Raw genomic sequence first — 25597 nt, 5'->3', positions numbered from 1 at the left:
TTTGTTGCATGTACACCAAAATTAACTTCTTATCTTTATGCGAAGAAAATAAATATACAGAATGGATTTAAAATTCAATCAAAACGAAGATAGGAATAAGTTGTTATTATCTGACCTTAGAAGAAAGCTGAACGAGGTTTATTTAGGCGGAGGAAAAGCAAAAATTGCAAAGCAGCACGATCAAGGTAAAATGACCGCCAGAGAACGTATTGATTATCTATTTGATCCAAAAACCGAACAGATTGAAGTTGGAGCCTTTGTTGGCGAAGGCATGTATAAAGAACATGGTGGCTGCCCTTCTGGCGGTGTTGTCATAAAAATTGGATATGTAAAAGGAAAGCAATGTATAGTAGTTGCCAATGATGCAACGGTAAAGGCTGGCGCATGGTTTCCTATTACCGCCAAAAAGAATTTAAGAGCACAGGAAATTGCTATTGAAAACAGACTACCTATTATTTACTTAGTAGACAGTGCCGGCGTGTATTTACCATTACAAGATGAAATTTTCCCGGATAAAGAGCACTTTGGGCGCATATTTAGAAACAATGCGGTTATGAGCAGTATGGGCATAACCCAAATTTCTGCCGTTATGGGCAGTTGTGTTGCCGGTGGCGCTTACTTACCTATTATGAGCGATGAAGCCTTAATAGTAGATAAGACCGCCAGTATTTTCTTGGCAGGAAGCTATTTGGTAAAAGCTGCTATAGGTGAAAGCATAGATAATGAAACATTGGGTGGAGCAACCACTCATTGCGAGATTAGCGGGGTAACCGATTATAAAGCGAAAGATGATGCAGCTGCTTTGGACACCATAAAGAATATTATGGATAAGATCGGTGATTTCCCAAAAGCGGGATACAACCGAAAGAAAAGTATAAAACCAAAAGAAAATCCTGATGACATCTATGGTATACTACCTAGCTCAAGAGCGGAACAGTATGACATGATGGAAATTATTAAGCGATTGGTGGACGACTCGGAATTTGAAGAATACAAAGCCGGATACGGACAAACCATACTTACCGGATATGCACGAATAGACGGATGGGCAGTTGGTATTGTTGCCAACCAAAGAAAAGTTGTAAAGACCAAAAAAGGAGAAATGCAGTTTGGCGGAGTCATTTATTCCGATTCTGCAGATAAAGCAACACGATTTATAGCCAACTGCAACCAAAAGAAAATTCCGTTAGTCTTCTTGCAAGATGTAACCGGATTTATGGTTGGTAGCAAAAGTGAGCATGGTGGTATTATTAAAGATGGCGCCAAAATGGTAAATGCGGTAAGCAACTCGGTGGTTCCAAAATTTACCATTGTCATAGGCAATAGCTATGGAGCCGGAAACTATGCCATGTGCGGTAAAGCTTATGATCCTAGGTTAATTGTTGCTTGGCCAAGCGCAGAATTAGCCGTAATGAGCGGAAACTCTGCTGCAAAAGTTCTTTTACAAATTGAGAAGGCTTCATTGAAAAAGAAAGGTGAAACTATTACAGAAGAAAAGGAAACTGAGCTATTCGATAAAATCAAGGAGCGTTACGACAATCAGGTTTCTCCTTACTATGCAGCTTCAAGGTTATGGACAGATGCGATCATTGACCCAAAGGACACGCGTAAATGGATTTCAATGGGTATAGAAGCCGCTGATCATGCACCTATTGAGAAACCTTTTAATATGGGAGTGTTGCAGGTGTAATTACCTGAAAAATCGTTAGTATCAACGAATAAAACTATTTACATTCAAAAAGCCCACAATACATTATAAATGTATTGTGGGCTTTTTATAATAACTATGTCTATTTTTCTTTTTTTTTTGAAAAATTAACGGACTTAATTTGCAACTATACTTACCGCATTTGATACTGTAAACAATTGCTGATTTACATTACGTAGACCTAGTTTAAAGACCTTTGTTTCTTTTCGTTGCGATGCACTACCATAGTTATAATATATAGTAGCTTTCAAATATGTAGGCGTCAAACTTTTGTTACCTAAATAGGTAGCGTTAACCAACCAATTACCACGAAGCGTATCATCTATTAAATATTCTTCACTGGAGAAACCTGAGCGCTTTTCAATTTGAATACGTTCAGCATCTGCAGCTAAAGAATGCTCACTATTATAGTATCGCTTTTCTGGGTTTACAAATTGTAACACAAATTCAGCCTCACTATCGCTCCATTCAAAAACCAAACGTGTTCCTTTAAAATCATCATCAAGTTTAATTTCTTTTACCTTATTTGTTGAAACTAAATCAGCCCCTTTTAGAGAAATCAAATTATTTAAATCACGATCCATAATAACTTTCACTGGCTCTTCTTTTTCCAATAGCTCTTCTGCTAACAAGTAATCATAACGTAAGTACATAGCGGCAGCTTTTTGATTTAAACCTAATTCTTTATAACTATTTGCCAAGTCTAAATATGATTGTGCATAATCTGCTCTAAGTGTATACAAATCTTCATAAAGTTTGTTTGCCTCTTTAAACTTTCCTTCCGCTTGATAGATATATGCCAACGATTTTAATGCGATAGGGTTACCACTTAAAATATTGTCATTCTCTTCGATTATCTTATTTGCAAATTCTTTATTTTTCCATTTGTTTGAAAAATAATCATAAGCATCAAGTACATAGTAGAATGAACTACTGTATTTTTTTATTTGATTTTCGTAAATAACCTTTGCATCTTCTTCGGTTTTCGCATTTAAAAGTTCATTAATGTACGAAGGCTTATCTTCTTTAAAATTAACTGTACTTAATGCTGAATTATCATATTTATTATTTCTAAGCTTAGCTTGATCATAAGGCTTTCCATCAATATTACCAGCATATAATAATGTTTTTGTGTTAATTACTATGACACCGCCAGCACCTATTGACCCGTATCTAGTAGTCATTGCCAAATTATTTAAAACAGCCAATCTAGCAATTGAAGCTGGTGCAATCCATGTAGGAGCATTAGTTAAAATCTGACCATCAACATCATAAACTGCTGGAGATGCCTGACTTATAGAATTGAAACCTCTAATATATATTCCCCCTCCACGCTGACAATCACCAAAAACCCTTACGCTAGCAAACTTATTACGCACAACATCTAGAATACAAATCCCTACATCATTGATTTCGTCCTCTTGCAAAAACCTGATTTTCCCAGGGGCGGTCTCACTATCCAAAATACCAAATGCTGTTTTAATTAAATTTGGTTTATACTTATACTCCTCTTCTAATTCGCTCTGTGATTTTCTATTACTATTACGCACGGTAACCTCATCTAATTGCTCAATTTTCTGAGTCATTTCAATATTTAAGATTCGTGTAACATCTTCAACCATTATCTGAACATCACTTAAACCGGGATATGTATATTTAATTACATCCCTAGGTTCCGCAGATATTTGATATAATCCATTGGCGTCTGTTGTAGTAGAAATATCAGAATCTATTATAGAAATCTGAACATTTGCCAAAGGAGCATCCGTTTGGGTAACCTTACCTTTAATTGTTTTGCTTTGTGCTTGCACATTGCAAGCAAAAGACATTAATACTAAAAGGAGTAAAACATTTTTCATAGAATAAAGTTTTATATGGTTATACCATAATTTTATATCAAAAATTAAACCATACTAAAATATGTAGGAATATAATTACTAATTATGTATGAATTTAACAATATTACTGAATTTATTAAAAATTAAAACAAATTTTAATCACTTGTCCTTCAAAACATTACATCTTTAATAAACTTTAATTTAAATTATCTGCTCCTAAAGTTGGTAAGTAAAATAGATTTTGATTCACATTTTTTAACGACAACCTATAAATCCTAATAGTACTTTCTTCATTATCTGTACCGTAGCCAGAGAAAGCAGTCACTTTTAAATAAGTGGGCAAACCGCTTTTATTCCCCTTATAATTTATATTTATAATCCATTCTCCTTGAATATCGCTTTCAAGAAAGAACTCTTTACTTGATGAATTTTCTTGCTTCCCAAAATATTCATTCTGATTGATTAGCGATGTACTAGAAACAAAATAGCGATTTTCAGGATTTACGAATTGAAGGTCAAACTCAGCCTCATCATCGTTCCATTCAAAAAGAAGACGGGTATCTGTACCCTCGCGCTTAGCCGCCATTTCTTTTAAATCTTCTGAACTTATGGTATAATCGGTTTTATGCTGTAAAAAGTGATTGAACTCAGTTGTAATAATTGGATGTAATCCTATTGTATCTGCCACTAGAAAAGAATCGTTAAATAATTTGGTGTACCTACTATAAAGATTAGCTGCCTTTTGTACCTCATTTACCTCAACATAGCTATTCGCCATATCCCGATACGATTGCGAGTAATTAGGTCTTTTTACAAAAACGCTGGTATATAGTTCGTTTGCTTTTTCAAATTTACCTTCTCGCTGATAAGCATATGCCAAAGCTTTCATTTCATTGATGTTATCAACAAATAGGGATTGATGGTTAGCGATTATATCATTATTGAATTTTTCTTGCTCCCAGTTGGCAGTAAAATAAATATAGGCGTCAAGAAAAAACGAAGCAGAACTACTATAAATTTTCTCATTTTCTTCATATACTCTTTTAGCAGTTTCAAATGTATTACAAGCTAAAAAAGCTTTAAGATAGCTTGGCAGATTTTTATTAGCTTGTTGTTTATCAATAGCATCAAATTCATAAATATTATTCCGAATTTTAGCTAGGTCACTAGCTCTATTATTCTTGGTAGCATAATTAGCATGTTTTGTACTTATTGCAATTACACCGCCCGCGGCTACCTGCCCATATCTTCCAACGCCAGCAAGACCAGGTATTACCGCTATGCGCTCAATAACATTTAAATCTAAAAAATACGGAACATCTTCATAAATTACTCCGTCAATTTCGAATATTGCAGGTCTAATATTATTAATTGACCCTTTACCTCCTCTTATAAACACAGCAACTTTGGTAAAAGAACATCCAAAACAAGTATTTCCATTGGTTACATTACCAATGCGAACTCCAGCTATTTTACCATCTAAAGCTGCTAGAATATTTGGCGCCGATAAGTTCAAACTCTTACCATCTACAATAGTTATTGCATGACCAATTGTTTTTTTATCAAGAGTTCCATAAGCACTCTTAGCAAATTCATCATTCGTTAAATATTCAGAGAACATTTCTGCCTCGGTTTTCTTTAAACGCGCTCTTTCAGTAACGGTAACACCTTCTAATTCTTCAACCATCACATTCATGGTGACGTTGATATTATGTATGGTCTCCAATACGGTACGTTCCACTTTTTCGAAACCCAAATAATCAAAACTAATGACATCTCCTATTTGTGCCATAATGGTATACCTACCATACGCGTCTGTTTGTGTATGCTTTAATGACTCCGCTATTTGAACAGTAGCATTTTCCACGGGCTTACCATTATTAAAAACAAAACCCGTAATTGATCTATGAGTTTGGACAGGGTTGATATTTATTTGAGGAGTGTTGAACGAATTTTGAAGGGTTTTATGTCTAGCGTATTCTGATATTTGAGAAATGTCATCCTCACTCAAAGTAGAAGTATTTACATAAAAAGTCATTGCATCTCCCCTGAATGTTTTCCATTGTCCTTGGCTCACATATCTTCTGTATGATGTACTTGGTCTATAATCCGCGGCCAAAACCAAACCTACACGCTTACCATATACTTCCAATAATTCTAGACCAATACTAAAATCTTCATCTACAATAAGGTTGTACGGCTTTAAATCTACGGTTACCATTCCAGGAGATTTGCCTATCATTTTGGTAACGTTCTTTTTCAATAATTTATCTTCAGGATAAATGGTGCCGCCTTTATATACATTAATGCGCACCAATACACTATCAGAATAATTTTCGTTTAGATAAAAGTGAAAATCTTTTAAGAAGTGCTTCTTTTTATCCACACTTATCCTTGTCACCAATTCAGCACCCAAGGAACCATCGCCTTTCCAATACCCAAACTTATTTTTACTAGGATAGGAAAAGCCTACAACATCATCTTTTTTACCTTTCAGATATTTAGCGGATACGATTGCCTCATTTAATTGCATTGCCTGGGGCTTCATAACAACTTTTTGAAACAACAAATTATTAAAATTTACCTCTGAAATTTTAAGCTGGATAGTTTTATAACCTACAGAAGAAAATTGTAGCACATCTGTATTAGAAAAATTAGCCTTATTAATCTCTAGATAAAATTTACCATCAAAATTACTTACGGTACCTACACCTTTATTTACAATTCCAATATTTACAAAAGGAAGCGTCTCTTTCGTATCAGCATCTACTACTGTTCCTTTAAATTGATGTTGCCCAAAAAGTCCTATACTTAGCGTACACAAAAACAATAAAAGACAATACTTTATATGAAGTTTAGTAATCCATTTCATTAAGCGAGTTATTCAATAACCGTCAGGTCACTCTTAAATATATGAATAACAAGCTTTTAAACCTAACACAATAAATAGAAAATAAGATTTTTAATACATCAACAATATTTTATCTTACAAATTAAGATTAATTGCCCTGATGATCTTTCACTCGTGGTATCAACAATAATTCCGTTTGTCTACCATTTACATATCTAAATCCATCTTCACCGTAAAAACCTGCTTCTTCAAGCATGATTCTGACATCTCTATTCCATTCCGGTATGTTGATGGTCGTGTTTAATTCAATAGCATAAACAGTATTTGGATTAAGTCCATAATTTTCTCCATCGTCACGCATAACACCACCTTGAGCATCCCACATTCCAATAGTTGTTCCGGCAGAATGACCATAAGTACCTAACGGATGCGTGTAAATAGAAGGTCTTAATCCTACAGCTTTAGCCTCGTCCAGCGATTTTTTAAGAATTTCATTTCCAGATCTTCCTTTAATCATATTACCGGTTAGAAAGTCTTGCAATTTATTCCCTTCCTTTAGTCCGTTTACTAAAAATTCTGGGGCAGCAGTTTCTTCTGGCTTTAGTACATACGCTAATTCTTGACAATCAGTATTTAAACGCAAATACGTAATACCGAAATCGCAATGGACCAAGTCCCCTGGTAATATCACTGTATCTTCTGGTCTACCAGAGAAAGAGTACAGGTGACTTACCAATTCCTCTTTACTTCGCTGTACATCTATGGTTGGGTGAAACCAGGTTTCTAAACCTAAATCTGTCACTTTTTGGCGCATCCACCATTCAACCTCAGAAGTCGTGGTAATTCCCGGAGTTATTACTTTCTCTGAGAATGCTTCGGCTATGATATCATGTGTAATATCTACCAATTGATCATAAATAACCATTTCACGCTCCGTTCTAGTTTCAATCCAGCGTACGGCTAGTTGCTCTGCAGATGTTACTTTTGAAGTATACTTTTTAGGCAGATTTGCCATGAATTCCTCATAATCTGTCTTTACCAAACCATCGGCAATATTATGGTCTGTAGAATAATTAAGTCCGATTTTTTTTGGATTTCTTTCTGATATTAACTGCATTAACCTCTTCCATTGATTAGGCTCCTTTTCCTTATCCCAAGCGGAAACAATATTCTTACCAACATTATAACGAGCAACGGCTAATTTTTCAATAGTGTTCTTTTCTTTATCTCTATAAAACAAAAGAATAGTTCTTCTACGGGCATTTAACCATGTAGCAGGCAACATGGTTTTAATAACTGGATCTTCATTGTATTCCCTTGAAATTACCACCCACATGTCTAAGTCAGCAGCATCCATAAGTTTTGGAAGTAAGTTGTTAAAACGGTCGTCTAGAATTTCATCTATAACAATGGCTCTTTCTTTTTCATTGAGGATTTGTTGGGCGTTCAATAAAAAGCCCTGAATAAAAATGAATACGGTAATTAGTTGCTTGATCATTAGATAGTGGTTTTTCTAATGATGAAAATAGCGGAATATATTAAGGCTTCAAAATTTGTTCAACAGTTTTAGAACGTTGAATTTTTCCACTATCGGTTCTTTGAAATTCTTTAGCTATCAAAATCGATTTAGGTTTCTCGAATTTTTTGAATTCCCCTATACCGTCAATAATTTTCCGAATGTCATTTACTTCTGCATCTTCAACCACTAAAACCACTTTTTGTCCCAATTCATCATCTGCAACACCGGCAACAAAAAACGAAGTATCTATATAGTTTGATATTACTTTTTCAATATGTTCTGGATGTAACTTTACTCCTCCAGAATTAATGACATTATCCAACCTACCCAACCATTTAAATTGAGTTTTTGAAAGTAACTCAACCATATCATTGGTCACCACGGTTTCGTCTGAAATTTTTGGTGCGTTAATTTTCAAACAACCTCTATCATCTGTGGAAAGTTCTACATTTGGTAAAACCGTAAAAGAAGCATCTTTAACTTCTTTATTGTTCAATGGTTTTATAGCGATATGAGTAACGGTTTCCGTCATACCATAGGTTTCATAACTGCTATTATCAACACCCTTTAATTTTTCTCTAATTGAATTAGAAATGGGTGCGCCACCAATTATTAATTTATGTACTTGATGTAGTTTAGATAAAGAGTTACCCACCTGCAAAGGTACCATGGCCCCAAAATCAAAAGAATCCGTAACACCTTCCAATGGGTATGAACTTGGAGGCAAAAAATGAATATTCAAGCCTAAAACCATAGCCCTGACAAACATCATTTTACCTGCAATGTATGAAGCGGGCAAACAGAGTAAAGCTGTGGATCTAGGCTTCAGGTTAAAATAGCTACCTGTTGCCAAGGCGCTATTTACCATATATTCTTTTTGAAGTGCAATTGTCTTTGGTTTTCCCGTAGAACCAGAGGTTTTTACCAATATTATTTCGGAGTCATCAATCCAATTCAAAAGAAATGCCCCGATTTGTTTTTCATAGTCCTCTCCTTCCTTTAATAGACTATAACTAACCTCTGTTAAATCATCAAAAGAAATTGCCCTACCATGAATTGAAAAATTAGGGTGTATAAATGGTTTATACATTTCTTAATTATCGAGCTTTAAAAATTCTTCTTCAGTTAACACCTTACCTGTTAATTTTTCTTTCCAATTAGTCCATCCGTACTTTTTTGAAAAAACCAATAAAAGAATGGGAAAAACTACAAATACAGGAACCAGCATATCCCAACCAAGCACAGGTTCTGAAATATCCCTATAGACAGAATCCACACTAAATGCGGTCCAATCTGCAGTTACTAAAAGTGCTGCAGTTAAATTGTTTGCGGCATGAAAACCAAGAGCAAGTTCCAAACCTTCATCCATAAGTGTAATTATACCTAAAAAGAGTCCGGTTCCTATATAAAAAATCAAGATACCGTAACCCAATTTATCCACTTCCGGGTTCAATATGTGCAATAATCCAAACAGCAAAGAGGTAAAGAAAAGCGGAAACCATCTATTCTTAGTAAGTACGCCCAGACCTTGCATCATGTACCCTCTCATTAAATACTCTTCCATACTTGTCTGTAACGGAATCATTGCAATAGCTATAACGGCTAAGATCAAAAAAGGTTCTAATTGAAAGTTATATTCATAATCTTCAGGCGCAAAATAAATATCTATACCGATAAAAAGCACAGATATTGAAGCCCATAAAAAGAAAGAAAAAGCCATTCTTTTCCAGTCAACATTAGTTCTTGAAGTGGTCAATGCGGTAAGCGATTGTTGATGCAAAAATTTAACCACTAGAAAAACTGCAATAAGTCCGAAAACAAAGGTTAAGAGCATGTAGAACAAAAATGTATTGGAGCCCAATACCTGGGACATCTTTCCTATACTATTACTCATCATTGCAGAAATACCACCTTCTTCCAGTGCCAAAGCAGCCAATAACGGAAAGGAGCCTAAAAACTGCCACACCACAATAATTATCAATATTCCTACTAAATATCTCCAATTATCAATTAAACCTTTATACGCCTGTTCTATATACATATTTCATCAATTAAATTCGTATTCCAGTTTTTAGATTTATTATAAAACAAACCACCATTCCTTACCTCTAAAGGACTATTAACATTATTAGTAAACAAAGCTCCGGTGCCTAAACCTTGTGGCATATTATTACCTAAAGTTGCAGTCCATTGAGCAATTGCGTTTAAACCTATATTACTTTCTAACGCACTAGTTACCCACCAACCAATATTGTTTCTTTCAGCAATTGTAATCCATTCATTACTACCTGCAAAACCTCCAACTAAACTTGGTTTCAAAATAATATATTGTGGTTGTATAGTTTGTAGCAATGTTACCTTTTTTGTTACATCAACAACCCCAATTAATTCTTCGTCAAGAGCTATAGGCAATGGTGTTTTAGCACAAAGATCTTTCATTTCATTCCATTGTCCCTGTCTAATAGGTTGCTCAATGGAATGTAAATCAAGTTTTGACAATACTTCTAATTTCGCCAACGCCTCTTCTGCAGAAAATGCACCGTTGGCATCTACTCGCAATTCAATTTCATCTTTAGAGTAACGCTCCCTAATAGATGTAAGCAATGCAATTTCCGTATCAAAATCAATGGCACCAATCTTCATTTTAATGCATGAAAAACCATCTTTTAGCTTATTCTCTATTTGCTGATGCATAAACTCTTTATCGCCCATCCAAACTAGACCATTAATGGAAATTGGTTCTTGGTCCCCTAAAAAAGTGGAACCAAAAAGATGAAAAGGATCGTTTGATCGCAGTGACAGAAATGCCTGTTCAACCCCAAATTGAATACTTGGAAAATTAGATAATCGCTTAAGCAATTCCGCTTCACCTAAATTGATATTACTTACAACCCAATTACATTTATCTTCATAACCAGGCACATCATCATAGCTAAGGCCCCTAAACAATCCGCACTCACCTACTCCCTTTTTACCATCTTGCTCCAAGAATAGAAACCATGTTTCCTTGGTTTTTAGAATTCCTCTGGAGGTCCCGCTCGGATTTTTAAAATTTAGGATATACTTTTTAAAAATTGCTTTCATATAATCCTTCAAATTTAGCTATATTTTCACTTTAATACCGACGGATTTAAAAGAATGGAAGAAAAGGTAATTTGGATAACGGGAGCATCATCAGGAATTGGTGAAGCGCTAACATATCAATTGAACGCGTTGGGCGAAAAAATAATAGCTTCGGCTAGAAGGGAAAGTGTATTGACTCAAGTTAAAAATAATTGCAAGAATCCGGACAATGTTGAAATACTCCCATTAGATCTAACCAATTTTTCATCACTTGAAGAAATTACCGATACTGCATTTTCGCTATTTGGAAAAATTGATGTTTTAATCAACAATGGAGGATTAAGTCAACGTTCTTTGATTGTTGAAACCAAATTTGAAGTTTATCAACAAATGATAGACGTCAATTATCTGGGTACTATAAAATTAACCAAACATGCCTTACCCTATTTCATAAAACAAAAAGGAGGTCATTACGTAACCATCACCAGCTTAATGGGTAAGTTTTCATCGCCTTACCGTTCTGGATATTGTGGTGCAAAACATGCATTACACGGCTTCTTTGATGCCTTGCGAATGGAGCATGAGAAAGACAATATTGATGTATCTATCATCTGCCCTGGCTTTATACAGACCAACGTTGCCAAAAATGCTTTGACCGCTAATGGTACCGCACTACAAAAAGAAGACAATGCAACTCTTAACGGCATGCCCGTAGAAAAATGTGCTAAGGAAATTATTAGCGCTATTAAAAAGAAACGCTTTGAAACCTATATTGGTGGAAAAGAAAAATTTGGCATTTACTTAAAACGCTTTTTCCCTAAACTATTACACCGTGTAGTAATGAAAAGTAAGGTGAGGTAATTTATTTAAAATTAAACCAAAACCGAACTCCTTCATTGGTTTTATCTGTATTCAATGAAGTCTGCAGCTGATTTGCCAATCTGTTCATTAAACGAATACCCATTGAGGAATTTGCTCTTTCATCCGTATCTTCCGGTAAGCCAATACCATTGTCAGTATACTCAAAGAAACCTTCTTGACCCGCAATTTTTCTTAAATGAATGTAAATTTTACCATTACTATCATCATGGGGAAATGCATATTTAAACGAGTTAGATACCAATTCGTTTAAAATAAGTCCAAAAGGTATAGCTCTATCAATATCCAGCTCAACACCTTCGGCATCTATGGTAATATTAATATTATGACCTCCTTTTTTATATACGGATTGAATACTATTGATCAAACTCTCAATATACCCTTGCATTTCGATTACCGATAAATCATCGTTCTGATATAATTTTTGATGTATAAGCGCCATAGCCTTTACCCTACTCTTACCTTCTTCCAATGCAGCAATTGCAGCTTTACTTCTAGTATTTTTGGTTTGTAAACTCAGTAAACTAGAAACCATCTGTAGATTATTCTTTACTCTATGGTGTATTTCTTTCAACAGAGAATCTTTTTCTACCAAAGAGTTTTCGATAATAAATTTTTGCTCGGCAATAAGACGTTGATTCTTAATACTCTTTAAGTAAGCATATACCAGACCGGCAAAGCCAATAAGCGTAAATATCAAGGAAACAAAAACCAAGCTAATTTTATCATCCCTAGCCTTAATATCTTTTCTAGATGCTTCTAATTGAGCTTTTTGTTGCTCCATAGTTTTTTTGGAGTTATCCAAATCTTGCTCAATTACCGATGTCAGTTGCTGATTTTTAATATTAGAAGCAAGAGCATCTATAGAGTCTCTAATTCTAATATTTTTCTTTAAATAAACCGTTGAGTTTTGATAATCACCGGTTTTAAAATAATAATCCGCATATATTCTGTTCCGCTTTAAAATATTATCCAATTTAATTGGGTTCATTTCATCGCTTAAGTAATCTGTTGCCTTAGCATAATCATCTAATTTTAAATAACACTCTGCCAACGCCAAGGTATTTTCAATAATATCAGATGAAAACTTACTCTTATTATATTTTCTAATAACTTCCCTACTCTCTTCTAAAAACGGAATTGCTTTTTCATATTCACCCAGTTGTACATGACATTTACCAATATTGCCAATAATGATTCCGTTTAAAATTCTGCCATCGGCATTTTCCTTATCAGAATGTTGATTGGTAACATCACTTAAAAAAACCTTGATCAAACCTTCTGCTTTTTTAAAGTAGCTAAGCGCCGTAGGGGTAGATTTATCTTGTCTTAAATAATTACCAATTGTATTATTGTAAATGGCAAGTCCGTAGTAGTCATCATCTTTAAGCTCTTTCTTTTCTTCGGTCATGTAATCTCGCATAGCTTTTCTATACTGACCAAGACTAGCGTAAATATCATAAAAGGCAACATTATCGGTTAAACCCAATTCACGCTTTACCCTTCTGATTTCTATTTGCTTATCATAAAGTTCTAGCTTAGCATAATTATTATCTAAGATATCTAAAATGATGTGTTTGGAATCTAGATCTAAATTACTTAAGTCATCGTATAGAGGTCTAGCAATAGCCAAACTCTTCTCATAGTTGCCCAAATCGTAATATATCTGAGACTCAATAAGTTGGTAATTCCTAATGGAAATAGAATCTTTAGTTTTCTCAGAACTGTTCAAATACACTTTTACGGTATCTAACCAATCATATGGTGAATTCTGATTGTAACGATTTGGAGTATTAAAAAAGAAGAAAGAACGTAATTCTCCGTTCTCTAAATCTTGAAACTGCTTGTAGTAATCTTCATTTTGAGTCGTTACACCATCTTGCGCCGCTAAAGTGCACATAAATACACTAAGAACTATAGTGCATACAAATCTCAAAATAAAAGGTTTTTTCATATCTCAATAAAAGTCGAATCAAACTTAATGCTAATAGCTGACCCTACTAAATTTTTGTTGTGAGCCGTTATTAAATTATCATTAAATAACAACGAGCCCAAAAAGCGTGTTCTACGTACTTTTTATTAAATCATTAAAAATTGCGCTTTATACTGGCTGCCTTAGACCAATATGGCTAAAACAATAGGCAATTATCAATAAATCAAAATTATGAATTAGCCATAGGACCGTGCATTAATTGTTGTGTAACCTCAAATATTTGTTGTGAAATGCAAACAAGTGGTTCAGCCATGTATTTTACCGATGAAAAATAACACTTAAACGATGAAAAAATACCTTTCATCTAAAATTGGAGCAAAAAAAACACCTTTAAAAAAAGGTGTTTTTTTTATATCTACTTATATCAAGAATTCATTGCCGAAATAATAAATTCTTTAAAGTCTTTAGAAATTGGAATCAATGTATTATTGATCATTATATCCTTTGAATTAATAGCATCAATATGATCTACATTTACAATGTATGATTTGTGTGCCCTATAAAATTTATTCTGGGGAAGCTTCTCTAAATAATCTTTTAATGGTGATCGTACCAAGAATTTTTTATCCACGGTATTCACTTCTAAATATACATTATCCGCCTTTATAAACTGAATATCACCAAATTGAATTCTGTAATATAAATGTTGTTTTTTAACAAATATAGAATCCTTCAAAATTGAATTTGACATGGCAACATCTTCAGTATTTCCACTGTTAGCCGTTCCATTACTGGCATTTTGTTTGCCATAAATAAAGTTAGACAAGGCAATTTCTATAGATGTATAAAGATCTTGTTGCTCAAATGGCTTTACCAAATAACCGTTAGGCTTAACCGTCTTGGCATTCTCAACCGTTGCACGATCAGAGTTAGAGGTTACAAAAATGAAAGGAATGTCATAATTCTCCCTAATATGTTTACCTAAGTCTATACCTGTTTTATCAGAGGCTAAAATAATGTCAATAAGAACTAAGTCAACCTGCTGGGTTTTTAACACCTCAACTGCTTGCTCGTAAACGATTACATTATCAACTATTTCATATCCTATTTCCTCTAACATAGATTGCATATCATCAGCGATGATTACATTATCCTCAACAATTAGAATTTTTATGGGTTGTTCCAAGACTTAAAATGGTTTGTGGGTTATACTCAAAATTACAAAAAATAATAATAACTAATAAAAAACAATACCGCTATAAAAAACGTACTTAAAGCTAATTTTTTAAGCTCAGGATCTAGTTCTGCAGCCTTTTCTGTGAGAGCTACTTTTCTTAAATGAACCAGTATTGGTAGGTAGCCTACAAGACTTACATAACGTAACTGTGAGGCATTTGTTGTAAAGAGAAAATAAAACAAACACAAAAAGGATACGACCAGAATGGTATAATGATATTTTTTTGCCTTTGACAATCCCATTTTTACAGCCAAAGTATTCTTACCAACGGCAGTATCTGATTTAATGTCTCGCATGTTGTTAAGATTAAGAACCCCAACACTTAAAAGTCCTATTGCAATTGCCGGTAATACAGCGATCAAATCAATAAATTTCAAGTACAAAAACATGGACCCCAAAACACTTACCAATCCGAAAAATATAAAGACAAAAACATCTCCCAAACCTTGATAACCATAGGCTGATTTACCTACAGTATATTTAATTGCGGCCCAAATGGCCAAAGCACCTAAAACCAAAAATAAGACAGGATAAAGAACATCTTTAGTTCCAAACGATGTGAATATCAATGAAATGATTAAAACTGCATTAATTACAATGCTGATATAGATACCTCTTTTTAATTCTGTAGCAGTAAGCAAACCACTTTGCAAGGCGCGTTTAGGTCCTATTCTATCATCACCATCAGTGCCTTTGACACCATCGCCATAGTCATTGGCAAAGTTAGAGGTCACTTGTAGGCCTATAGTTGTACATAAGGCCAATATGAAAATAGTTACATTGGTGGCACCATAATAAGCAGCCAATGCCGTACCTACAAAAATACCTGATATTGATAAGGGAAGCGTTCTAAGCCTTGCAGCGTTGAGCCAAGCTTTAACTTTAGTCACTAAAATGGATCTTCTATTTGAATTCTTTTACCGTCTTGGTAAGAGGCTACGAAAGCATCGTTGAAGCCAAGATCAACCAATTGTTTTCTGAATGACTGGGCTTCTTCTAAAGTTTCAAAGTTTCCTAAGGAATAAGAGTAAAAAGGATTTGTCTTTACAAAAAGTGTATTGGTCAATGCCTCAGAAGCCAATGTTACATTGTTATCCACAAATGATTTTACCTGAACCGAATATATCTTTTCTTTCTGTAAAAACTCTTTTGCCAAGTAAAATTCCTTTACTAAACTAAGCTCTTCATTCTGTTCTTTTAGGTTCTCCAAGCGCGTTCTATATGCATCAACACTATCAATTGATGTCAAAACCAAATCTTTATTACTGTTCCTGTTAAATCCTCCAGAACTAGAAATACCAGCGGTAAAAGATGTGAAAGCCAAACCACCTATTAAGAAAAGACCTGTAATACCAGCAAAAATGTTTCGCTGAATCTTACTCTTTTTTAATTCTTTATTCTTAAACTTTATTTGATCCAATAAACGCTCATTGATAATTTGAGCTTTATCTACATCTTTATGTAATTCTAGTAAATCACTTTCTTCTATAAAAGGCATATACAGGGTGAATTTTGCGCTTAAAACTTAAATGTAAGTTAAAATTTGTTAATAACTTTTCATTTACCACAAAAATAAAATTAATTGTAAGTTATCACAATAAACCTGACCATTATTTAAGTTATTTCGTTGAAAATCAAATACCTAAGATTTTTCTTACAATTAACACCCTAATCATCTGATAATGTAATGCCGTCAGATTCTATTTTTATTTTTCTGTCTTTATAAAGCGTACCTAGACCTTTCTTAAAAGTCTTCTTGCTCATTTGAAAGACATCCCTAATTTCTTCTGGTGCAGATTTATCATGTAATCCTAAAAATCCACCGTTTTCAACTAAGACTTCGTATATTTTTTTTGCCGCAGGTTCTAATACTTTTGCTCCAAGTGGTTGAAGTGAAATATCCAACTTATTATCTTTCCTGATCGTTTTTACACAACCAGGTATTACATCACCGATATTAATTGGCTTAAAGACTTCATTAAAATATACCAAACCTTTATGCCTTTCATTTACGATCACTTCCCACCCTAAGTCTGTTTGCCTTGTAACTACTAGGTCTACCTGCTCCCATTCTTTTAAATCTACGGTGTCATTACTAAGAAATTTATCAAGCTTATTAGACGCTACCAATCTACCTGAACGCTCATCTAAATAACAATGAACAACATACCATTGCCCTTCTTTCATTTTAACACGCTGCTCCCTAAAAGGTACCAACAGGTGTTTTTCCAGTCCCCACTCCATAAAAGCACCAAACTCATTAACTTCAGCAACTTGCAACAATCTAAATTCACCGAGCATAATATCCGGTTCTAAAGTTGTTCCAACTGGTCTTTCATCATAATCCAAATAACAGAACACTTTTATCTTCTGCCCTATTTCATACCCAGTAGGCACATACTTATTTGGCAACAAAACATCATTGCCCTCTTCATCGCCCAAAAAAAGCCCTACACTGGTGTCTCTTAAAATCTCAAGGTTGTTAATACGTCCTAATTCTATCATGCTGCAAAATTACATTTTAAATATTTAAATACCGGAGCAAAAAAAAGACCGTTATCAAAAGATAACGGTCTTTATATTATTTGCCATCTGACTATTTATCGTAAACAGATGCTTTATTGAAATGCTGACAAAGCTTATAATAGATAACCGCTCTATGTTTATTTCTGTTAGAAGAACCGTACTTCTCCATAACTGTAGCAATAGCGTCATCTAATTTAGAATCATCTGCAAGACCTAATTTTTTGATCAAATAGTTGTTCTTAACAGTATCCAATTCTTTTTGGTCACTACCAGATACTTTAGAAGCATCAATATTGTAAATAGATGGTCCTAAACCAACAGTTACTTTTTTAAGCAAGTCCATATCTGCATCCTCACCAAATTTATCTTTGATGTCCGCAGCATACTTTTCTATTAAATCGTCTCTTTTGCTCATGTTAAATGTGTTATAATTAATGGTTAATACCCTACTAAGATATGAAACGAAAATAATCAATCAAAATTTTATCGTTTATTAATGTAGGTGTAGTAATTTCCAGTAACATCGGACGAACGGTTTCTTTGTAAAAGTCCTTTAATTCATCTTCAAGTTCTATAGAAGATTTAGCCGTTCTATAATCAAAACCAAACATGTTGCACAGATGCTCAGCGGAAAGAGAATGACGTGTTTCAAAATAGGTTTCATATACACTGGAATCATCTTTACCAGGGAGAATCCTAAAAATGCCACCTCCACCATTATTAATTACTATAATTCTAAAATTGTTCTTTATATAATTGTTCCAAAGTGCATTACTATCATAGAAAAAACTTAAATCACCCGTAACCAATAAAGTGGGGCTACCATATGCCCAAGACGCACCAACGGCAGTAGATGTACTACCATCAATACCACTAGTACCTCTATTACAAAATACCTTTAATGAAGGGTTCAAATCAAACAACTGGGTATACCTAATAGTAGAGCTGTTTGCCAATTGCAACATGTAATTATCTGGCACGGAACCCAACAACTGTCCAAAAGCTGAAAAATCAGAAAAAGGAATCTTTTTAAGATACGCCTCTCTTTTTAACATGTAGCCTTGTTTCACCTTATTCCAACTCAAAAAATAATCGCTATCCGTTTTAATGGGTTGTGCATACATCTCATCAAAAAAACGGTTAACAGAAATTTTCAAATGCTCTTTCAGGCAAAAAAATGTATTATTCGCTGTTTGTCCACCAATATGCCAATGATGATCTGGTTTATGTTTTCTTAAGAAAGCCTTTACTTTTTTAGAGACAATTAATCCTCCAAATGTGATCAATACGTCAGGTCTTAATTTTTTGAACAACTCATCACTATCCAATTGCATTTCAATAGGTGCAATTAAAGAATCTATACTATTAAAAAAATGTGGATGATGAATGTTAGAAGTAGTTTCAGTCAATACCAAAACACTAGGGTCATTCGCTAAAAAATCTAAAATTTCACTTTCTACCTCATTGGGAGAGTTTACCCCTACCAAAACCATTTTTTTAGAAGATGCATTCCAAATTTCCCTATGAGGTTCTAAATTTGGTACATCTACGATTTCATTAGCATCAACATTTAATAGAGGTGAAACAGTTGGTTCTAAAACTGTATTATACAAGGGCTCTTCAAAGGGTGCGTTTATATGTACCGGACTATTAGATTTCAACGAAATATCAAAAGCAAGATTAAGTTGCTGGTCATTAAAGGTTTGAACATCGTGCTGAATATCTTCCATTTTACCATCCTCAAACCAATCTGGTCTGTACTGCAATACTGTTGAGGAAGCGTGACTTACATCTTGTTTTAAATTTGCCGAATAACCAATATGGTTTTTAAAAACATCGCGCTGATCAATAGTTTGTCCATCACCAATACCTAATTTATAAACTGGCCGATCTGCAGAAATTACAATTAACGGAATGTTACTGTAGTATGCTTCGGCAATTGCAGGGTAATAATTTAAAAGGGCACTACCAGAGGTACAAAGTACCACTACAGGTTCATTTAACTGTTGTGCCATACCTAAGGCAAAAAATGCGGCAGATCGCTCATCAACAATACTAAAGCACTTAAAAAAAGGATTCTCTGCAAAAGCAATTGTTAATGGCGCATTTCTTGAACCAGGTGAAATTACAATATTACCAATTTCCTTGGCCTGGCAATGTTGAACAATAGTTTGTGCAGTGGGTATAGCAGAGTATTTCATGTAGTTCAAAAATACGACCAATGCCGATTATATACCAAAAATTGCGTGCCTAATTACCGCTTAATACACGAAGCATTGTCATGCTTTTTAAAGTGGTTTCTTCCCACTCACTTTCTGGATTGGAATCTTTTGTGATACCACCACCTACATAAATAGCCGCTTTATCTTTCAGCAATTGCATACATCGTAAATTCACAAAAAGCTCTGATGTTTTTGCAACACTTCGGTAGGCACTGTTTTCTTGATTTTTTCTATTTCTGTTTCTTGACACTTCTTCTTGAATATTCAACTCCCCAAGAAAACCTGTATAAAACGAGCGATCGTACATCTCATTGTTCAAAATAAATTCCTTGGCGCTAGCCAAAGGTGTACCGCATACAGCCGGTGTTGGGTGCAGTGCTTTTAATACAGTACCAAAATTTTTAGGAGAAAAAGTACCTTTTATTTCCGTTCTAAGATGCCAAAGTTGACCAGCTCTAACAGATTCTCTTTCAGAGCTTTTTAATGAAACCGTTTTTTCCTTTAAAGCATTTAGGATATAATCTGTCACCAATTGTTGTTCGTCTAATTCTTTCTTAGACCACTTTGGCATTTCAGATTTATAAGAGTTCTGTGTGCCCGCAAGCGACATAGTAGAAAATTGAGAACCTTTTCTTTTTACCAGTATTTCTGGCGTTGCCCCCATCCAGGAACCAATTTTTGGATGATACCAGAAGTAACAAAATGCTTTTTTATAAGTATTCAACAAATGTTGGTATACCTCTAATACGTCTTCTTTAAATTCAACCTCAATTTTACGAGACAATACTACCTTGTTAAAATCACCTTTGTCAATAGTTTTAATTGCAGATGAAACCAAATTAAGATATCTAAGTTTTTCTATTTCATTGTACGCTACTGACACATTTTGGTTAAGATCATTTATCTCACTTTGCTCATACAAAGCTTTAATAACAACATCCATCTTTAACAATATGGCATTGTCATTTAAATTAAAGGGTGCAAAAACGAAACCTGTTTCTGTAAAATCTTTTACATAGTGAACCTCATCGTTACTTTGAAATATCCCAATGAGTTCAGCGTTATTGGGCTTTCTATACAATATAAATGGTAACTGTTCTTTTAAACAGGTTTCAACTTGATCAAAAAGTTCTTGCGGCATACTAGCTTTTGGGTAATGCTATTGTAGTTAGTTTACAAAGCGAGATTAATTGATCTGCTTCATTGGTTATTTTTATTTCCCACAGTTGTGTGGTTCTTCCCTTGTGTAAAATGGTAGCTTTTGCATAAACAAAACCATCCTTTATGCTTTTTACATGATTTGCTGCAATTTCCAAACCTCTTACAAAGTACTTGTTTCCATCCAAAAATATATAGGATGCCGCACTACCAACACTTTCTGCCAATGCTACAGACGCACCACCATGGAGAACACCGTCGGGCTGATGAACTTTTGACGTAACAGGCATTTTAGCCAATAAAAAATCTTCCCCAACATCTATGTACTCAATATCCAATGTTTCCATTAAGGTATTCTTAGAAGTTTCGTTACAGATCTTTAAAATTTTTTCTTTGTAGTCGTTCATCCTTTTTTTTGTAAAATTAAGCATTACATTACCAATTGAAAAGCTAAGAAGAATTGCAAATACATGAACAAGAAAGTTAAAAACGTCTCATATCATACCACCAATACATATGAGACTTTAAATGAATTAAATAGCCAAACAAAACGTGTCTGGTTAGTTTTCCATGGCATTGGGTATTTAAGCCGTTTTTTCCTTAAATATTTTGCAGACCTACCCAAAGAAGAAAATTATATTATTGCACCCCAAGCACCTTCTAAATACTATTTAAAAAATGAATACAAACATGTGGGGGCAAGTTGGTTGACCAAAGAAAATACATCATTGGAAACCATAAACGTTTTTAATTATATTGATGCGGTATTGGAAAACGAAAATTTCCCAGAACATTGTGAGATTATTTTTTTCGGATTTTCTCAAGGAGTTTCAATAGCTACAAGGTATCTGGCTTATTCTAAACTTCAATGTTCAAAATTGATTATCTACGCAGGTGGTTTGCCCAATGAACTCAAGAAACAAGATTTCAACTTTTTAAACAAAGACACCAAAGTCATATCTATTATTGGAGATAAAGACCAATATCTTAGTCCTGAAAGATTATCAAAAGAAAGCGAAAAAATTCAACTGTTATTTGGAGATAATATTCAACATATAAGTTTTGACGGTGTACATGAAGTAAAAAAAGAAATTATAATTCAGTTAGTATAATGAAAGGTCAAGTAACTCTAGAAAATGAAAGGCTAAGGTTAAGTCCATTAACAATGGATAACTACAAAGTATTGATACCTATAGCATCTCAAAAAAATTTAGTTCAATATTCTCCGTCCGATATTGCTACGCCCAACAGCTTAAAAAATTATATAACAATAGCTTTACAACAATTAGTGGCAGGCACTAGCATTCCATTCATAATATATGATAAAAAGCAAGGCGTTTATGCCGGATGCACCCGTTATATGAATATGAATTATAAAAACAAAGTATTACATATAGGTTCTACATGGATAGGTCGTGAATTTCAGGGTACTGGGTTAAATACGGAAATGAAAAAATTAATGCTTGATTATGCCTTTACCACTTTAGATTTTGAAAAAGTGGAATTTCGTGTAGATGAGCGTAATACCGCATCTAGAAAAGCAGTAGAAAAACTAGGATGTGTTTTAGAAGGTACTTTAAGAAAGGATGTCTACCTCTTAGATGGCTTTAAAAGAAACACGTGTTGTTATGGTTTACTGCGTACTGAATGGATAAAGAAAAATCAATAGTATTATTCTTCAACCGTTTTGGACACTTGTGGGTAATAGGTTATTTTTCTAGTAGTATAGGTATTATCAGGTGTCACTATTTGTTTTACCCAGTTGCCAAACTCTGAATTATCGTATTGGTAGATGTATTCCTTTTTTATGATTCCCGCTCCTCTCTTTGCAGTTTCGGTTACCAACATTCCCTTCTCATCGTATTCATAAGTAGTTCTAGTAGTAGGTACAAATTTTTCAGTAGCACCATCATATTCAAATTCCTGTTCAGCCATTAACTTACCATCTAAACTATAAACCTCTTCAAAAGCGAAATTCTCTTCACCATTTAAATACTCTTTGGTCAACACAACTTTTTGTACCGGTTTATTCTTAGGCTTTAAAGTAGATGTACGAATAGATTTTAAAGGTACTTCGTTCAATAGATAGGTCACCGTATTCTCACCTTTAAACTTCTTATGCTCTATTTGGGTAATATCCGTACCATCATTGTTAGTTCTTTTAATGCTAATTAAATCACCAAACTCGTCATAATAATAGATGTACTCATCTAAAAACTGTTTATCATAAGAAAATATCCGTTCTTGTATTTTAAGGTTATCCGTAGAATCTATTTCATAGAAATGAGCTATTGACGTACTGGCATCAAAAGTATTATTTCTGTATGATTCAGAGCGCTTTTCTAACAACTCCCCTTTACCGTACTTGTAATAAACCACGTCATAATCTTGATCATTATATCTGGTAACCAATTTTGTCAAAAGACCATTTTTATTAAAGTCATATTCCTCTTTACCGTAGTCGGTGCTTACCAAACACTTTTTTACGTTACCCGTCAAATCAATATCTTCAACAGTGAAAATTTGAATCTCTTGACTTTGTATTGTCCCTATAATCGAAATGAAAACAATTAAAAATGTCTGAAAGTATTTTCTTATCATACTGTAAAATTACTTTAATAATATGTGGTTTAAAATAAATTACCGTAAAAGTAAAAAGGGGCGGTAAATACCGCCCCTTTTATATATCAAGTTAAAGTTATATTACTTTACTTCTTCGAAGTCAACGTCTTCAACATTATCACCTTCAGAAGCACCACCGTCTGCAGTTGGCTCTCCTTGAGGAGCACCACCACCTTGAGCTTCAGCTTGTGCTTTATACATCTCTTCAGATGCAACTTTCCAAGCTTCGTTGATTTTATCTAAAGCAGGAGTAATTACGGCTATATCTTTTGTCTCATATGCTGCTTTCAACTCTGTTAAAGCTTCTTCTATCGGCTTTTTCTTATCATCAGATAATTTATCGCCAAATTCCTCAAGTTGCTTCTCAGTTTGGAAAATCATACCATCGGCCTCATTTAGCTTATCGGCAGTTTCCTTCGCTTTCTTATCAGACTCGGCATTAGCTTCTGCTTCTGCTTTCATCTTTTTGATTTCCTCTTCAGTTAATCCAGAAGAAGCTTCGATACGAATATCTTGAGATTTACCTGTAGCCTTATCAGTTGCAGAAACCTTAATAATACCATTAGCATCGATGTCAAAAGTTACTTCAATTTGTGGAGTACCTCTCTTTGCTGGTGGAATACCATCTAAATGGAATCTACCAATGGTCTTGTTATCATTTGCCATAGGTCTTTCCCCTTGCAATACATGAATTTCAACCGATGGTTGGTTATCCGCTGCCGTAGAGAACACCTGAGATTTTTTCGTTGGTATTGTAGTGTTAGCTTCAATCAGCTTTGTCATTACACTACCCATAGTTTCAATACCTAATGAAAGTGGTGTAACGTCTAATAACAATACATCCTTAACATCACCAGTTAAAACACCACCTTGAATAGCTGCTCCAATAGCAACAACCTCATCTGGGTTTACACCTTTAGAAGGTTTTTTACCAAAGAATTTCTCAACAGCTTCTTGTACCGCTGGTATTCTAGTAGAACCACCAACTAGGATAATCTCATCAATATCGCTCTTAGAAAGTCCCGCTGCTTTCATAGCAGTTTCACATGGCTCAATAGTTCTCTTTACCAAATCAGCAATCAATTGCTCAAATTTAGATCTAGTCAAAGTTCTTACTAAGTGCTTAGGTCCAGAAGCAGTTGCGGTAACGTAAGGCAAGTTAATTTCCGTTTGTGCAGATGAAGACAATTCTATCTTAGCTTTTTCAGCAGCCTCTCGTAAACGTTGTAACGCCATAGAGTCTTCTCTTAGGTCCAAGCTTTCTTCAGCCTTGAACTCTTCTGCCAACCAGTCAATGATTTTTTGATCTACGTCATCACCACCTAAGTGTGTATCACCATCAGTAGCCAATACTTCAAATACTCCATCGCCCAACTCCAATATAGATACATCATGTGTACCACCACCAAAGTCAAACACAACTATTTTCTGGTCGGTATCTTTTTTATCCATACCGTAAGCCAAAGATGCAGCCGTAGGTTCGTTAATGATACGTTCTACAGTTAAACCGGCAATTTCACCAGCTTCTTTGGTTGCTTGTCTCTGTGCATCGTTAAAGTATGCTGGTACGGTAATAACCGCACGAGAAACATCTTGACCTAAATAGTCTTCTGCAGTTTTCTTCATTTTCTGAAGAATCATTGCAGATAATTCTTGTGGAGAATATAAACGGCCATCAATATCTACTCTAGGCGTATCATTATCTCCTTTAACAACTTTATAAGGTACTCTTCCTGCCTCTTTACTTGATTCAGAAAATTTATTACCCATAAACCTTTTAATAGAATAAATGGTTTTATGAGGGTTGGTTACCGCTTGTCTTTTTGCTGGATCACCAACTTTAATTTCACCACCATCAACAAAAGCGATGACAGATGGTGTAGTTCTTTTTCCTTCTGCATTTGGAATTACCACTGGCTCATTACCTTCCATTACGGAAACACAGGAGTTGGTAGTACCCAAATCTATTCCTATAATCTTACTCATTTTATATGTTTTAAATTAAGTGCTTTATTTTACAATCGGTATGTAAATGACAAAC

General features: G+C 34.4%; 21 protein-coding genes. 4 read left to right on the top strand and 17 right to left on the bottom strand.

Annotated elements, in window-relative coordinates:
* Positions 1-61: 61 nt before the first annotated feature.
* Entirely contained in the window at positions 62-1690 is a 1629-nt protein-coding gene (locus YQ22_RS15255; RefSeq protein WP_071341876.1) for an acyl-CoA carboxylase subunit beta, read from the top strand.
* A gap of 134 nt (positions 1691-1824) precedes the next feature.
* Here YQ22_RS15255 and YQ22_RS15250 read toward each other — a convergent pair whose 3' ends face one another.
* The 6 genes from YQ22_RS15250 to YQ22_RS15225 all read right to left on the bottom strand — a co-directional run bounded on the left by YQ22_RS15250 (position 1825) and on the right by YQ22_RS15225 (position 11000).
* Positions 1825-3567 (bottom strand): tetratricopeptide repeat protein, encoded by a 1743-nt coding sequence (locus YQ22_RS15250; protein WP_156894586.1) that lies wholly within the window; start codon positions 3565-3567, stop codon positions 1825-1827.
* Between the two features lie 175 nt (positions 3568-3742).
* Positions 3743-6418, bottom strand: a complete 2676-nt coding sequence (locus YQ22_RS15245; protein WP_071341874.1) for a carboxypeptidase-like regulatory domain-containing protein — start codon at positions 6416-6418, stop codon at positions 3743-3745.
* A gap of 127 nt (positions 6419-6545) precedes the next feature.
* The gene (locus YQ22_RS15240) at positions 6546-7895 is read right to left on the bottom strand and encodes a M24 family metallopeptidase (protein WP_071341873.1); all 1350 of its coding nucleotides are present in this window, start codon (positions 7893-7895) and stop codon (positions 6546-6548) included.
* Between the two features lie 40 nt (positions 7896-7935).
* Positions 7936-9006 carry an AMP-binding protein gene (locus YQ22_RS15235; protein ID WP_071341872.1) on the bottom strand — a complete coding sequence of 357 codons (1071 nt, stop codon included), beginning with the start codon at positions 9004-9006 and terminating at the stop codon, positions 7936-7938.
* 3 nt (positions 9007-9009) lie between these two features.
* Positions 9010-9957 carry a CPBP family intramembrane glutamic endopeptidase gene (locus tag YQ22_RS15230; RefSeq protein ID WP_071341871.1) on the bottom strand — a complete coding sequence of 316 codons (948 nt, stop codon included), beginning with the start codon at positions 9955-9957 and terminating at the stop codon, positions 9010-9012.
* Positions 9948-11000, bottom strand: a complete 1053-nt coding sequence (locus YQ22_RS15225) for an o-succinylbenzoate synthase (protein WP_071341870.1) — start codon at positions 10998-11000, stop codon at positions 9948-9950. The genes YQ22_RS15230 and YQ22_RS15225 overlap by 10 nt, the downstream gene beginning before the upstream one ends.
* A gap of 54 nt (positions 11001-11054) precedes the next feature.
* Between YQ22_RS15225 and YQ22_RS15220 the strand changes: the two genes are divergently transcribed.
* On the top strand, positions 11055-11840 hold the full coding sequence (locus tag YQ22_RS15220) for an SDR family oxidoreductase (protein ID WP_071341869.1): 786 nt from the start codon (positions 11055-11057) through the stop codon (positions 11838-11840).
* Between the two features lies 1 nt (position 11841).
* Here YQ22_RS15220 and YQ22_RS15215 read toward each other — a convergent pair whose 3' ends face one another.
* The 9 genes from YQ22_RS15215 to YQ22_RS15175 all read right to left on the bottom strand — a co-directional run bounded on the left by YQ22_RS15215 (position 11842) and on the right by YQ22_RS15175 (position 21341).
* A complete protein-coding gene (locus YQ22_RS15215; RefSeq protein ID WP_232231215.1) occupies positions 11842-13794 on the bottom strand; it encodes a sensor histidine kinase in 1953 nt (650 codons plus the stop codon).
* 421 nt (positions 13795-14215) lie between these two features.
* Positions 14216-14977 carry a LytR/AlgR family response regulator transcription factor gene (locus YQ22_RS15210; RefSeq protein ID WP_058103224.1) on the bottom strand — a complete coding sequence of 254 codons (762 nt, stop codon included), beginning with the start codon at positions 14975-14977 and terminating at the stop codon, positions 14216-14218.
* Between the two features lie 32 nt (positions 14978-15009).
* Positions 15010-15918, bottom strand: a complete 909-nt coding sequence (menA, locus tag YQ22_RS15205; protein ID WP_071341867.1) for a 1,4-dihydroxy-2-naphthoate octaprenyltransferase — start codon at positions 15916-15918, stop codon at positions 15010-15012.
* Positions 15918-16526, bottom strand: a complete 609-nt coding sequence (locus YQ22_RS15200) for an SPOR domain-containing protein (RefSeq protein ID WP_071341866.1) — start codon at positions 16524-16526, stop codon at positions 15918-15920. Before YQ22_RS15200 ends, menA begins: the two co-directional genes overlap by 1 nt.
* 170 nt (positions 16527-16696) lie before the next feature.
* Entirely contained in the window at positions 16697-17533 is an 837-nt protein-coding gene (locus tag YQ22_RS15195; protein ID WP_071341865.1) for a CvfB family protein, read from the bottom strand.
* A gap of 91 nt (positions 17534-17624) precedes the next feature.
* The gene (locus YQ22_RS15190) at positions 17625-17969 is read right to left on the bottom strand and encodes a DUF2853 family protein (RefSeq protein ID WP_071341864.1); all 345 of its coding nucleotides are present in this window, start codon (positions 17967-17969) and stop codon (positions 17625-17627) included.
* A gap of 34 nt (positions 17970-18003) precedes the next feature.
* Positions 18004-19755, bottom strand: a complete 1752-nt coding sequence (gene menD, locus YQ22_RS15185; RefSeq protein WP_071341863.1) for a 2-succinyl-5-enolpyruvyl-6-hydroxy-3-cyclohexene-1-carboxylic-acid synthase — start codon at positions 19753-19755, stop codon at positions 18004-18006.
* A gap of 49 nt (positions 19756-19804) precedes the next feature.
* Positions 19805-20917 carry a chorismate-binding protein gene (locus tag YQ22_RS15180; RefSeq protein ID WP_071341862.1) on the bottom strand — a complete coding sequence of 371 codons (1113 nt, stop codon included), beginning with the start codon at positions 20915-20917 and terminating at the stop codon, positions 19805-19807.
* Position 20918: 1 nt separating this feature from the next.
* Positions 20919-21341: a PaaI family thioesterase gene (locus tag YQ22_RS15175; protein WP_058104270.1), complete on the bottom strand. Its 423-nt coding sequence runs from the start codon at positions 21339-21341 to the stop codon at positions 20919-20921.
* A gap of 63 nt (positions 21342-21404) precedes the next feature.
* On the opposite strand from YQ22_RS15175, the gene YQ22_RS15170 reads away from it, so the two are divergent.
* Positions 21405-22046 (top strand): alpha/beta hydrolase, encoded by a 642-nt coding sequence (locus tag YQ22_RS15170; RefSeq protein ID WP_071341861.1) that lies wholly within the window; start codon positions 21405-21407, stop codon positions 22044-22046.
* Positions 22046-22603, top strand: a complete 558-nt coding sequence (locus YQ22_RS15165) for a GNAT family N-acetyltransferase (protein WP_071341860.1) — start codon at positions 22046-22048, stop codon at positions 22601-22603. The genes YQ22_RS15170 and YQ22_RS15165 overlap by 1 nt, the downstream gene beginning before the upstream one ends.
* 2 nt (positions 22604-22605) lie before the next feature.
* Here the strand turns inward: YQ22_RS15165 and YQ22_RS15160 are convergent, their stop codons facing one another.
* Positions 22606-23535, bottom strand: a complete 930-nt coding sequence (locus tag YQ22_RS15160) for a hypothetical protein (RefSeq protein ID WP_071341859.1) — start codon at positions 23533-23535, stop codon at positions 22606-22608.
* Positions 23536-23637: 102 nt separating this feature from the next.
* Entirely contained in the window at positions 23638-25542 is a 1905-nt protein-coding gene (gene dnaK / locus YQ22_RS15155) for a molecular chaperone DnaK (protein WP_071341858.1), read from the bottom strand.
* Positions 25543-25597: the final 55 nt, after the last annotated feature.

It is taken from the genome of Maribacter sp. 1_2014MBL_MicDiv, from assembly GCF_001865655.1.
Classification (GTDB): domain Bacteria; phylum Bacteroidota; class Bacteroidia; order Flavobacteriales; family Flavobacteriaceae; genus Maribacter; species Maribacter dokdonensis.
Note: the sequence above shows the minus strand (reverse complement) of the source record. Positions and strands in the feature narration are given on the sequence as shown.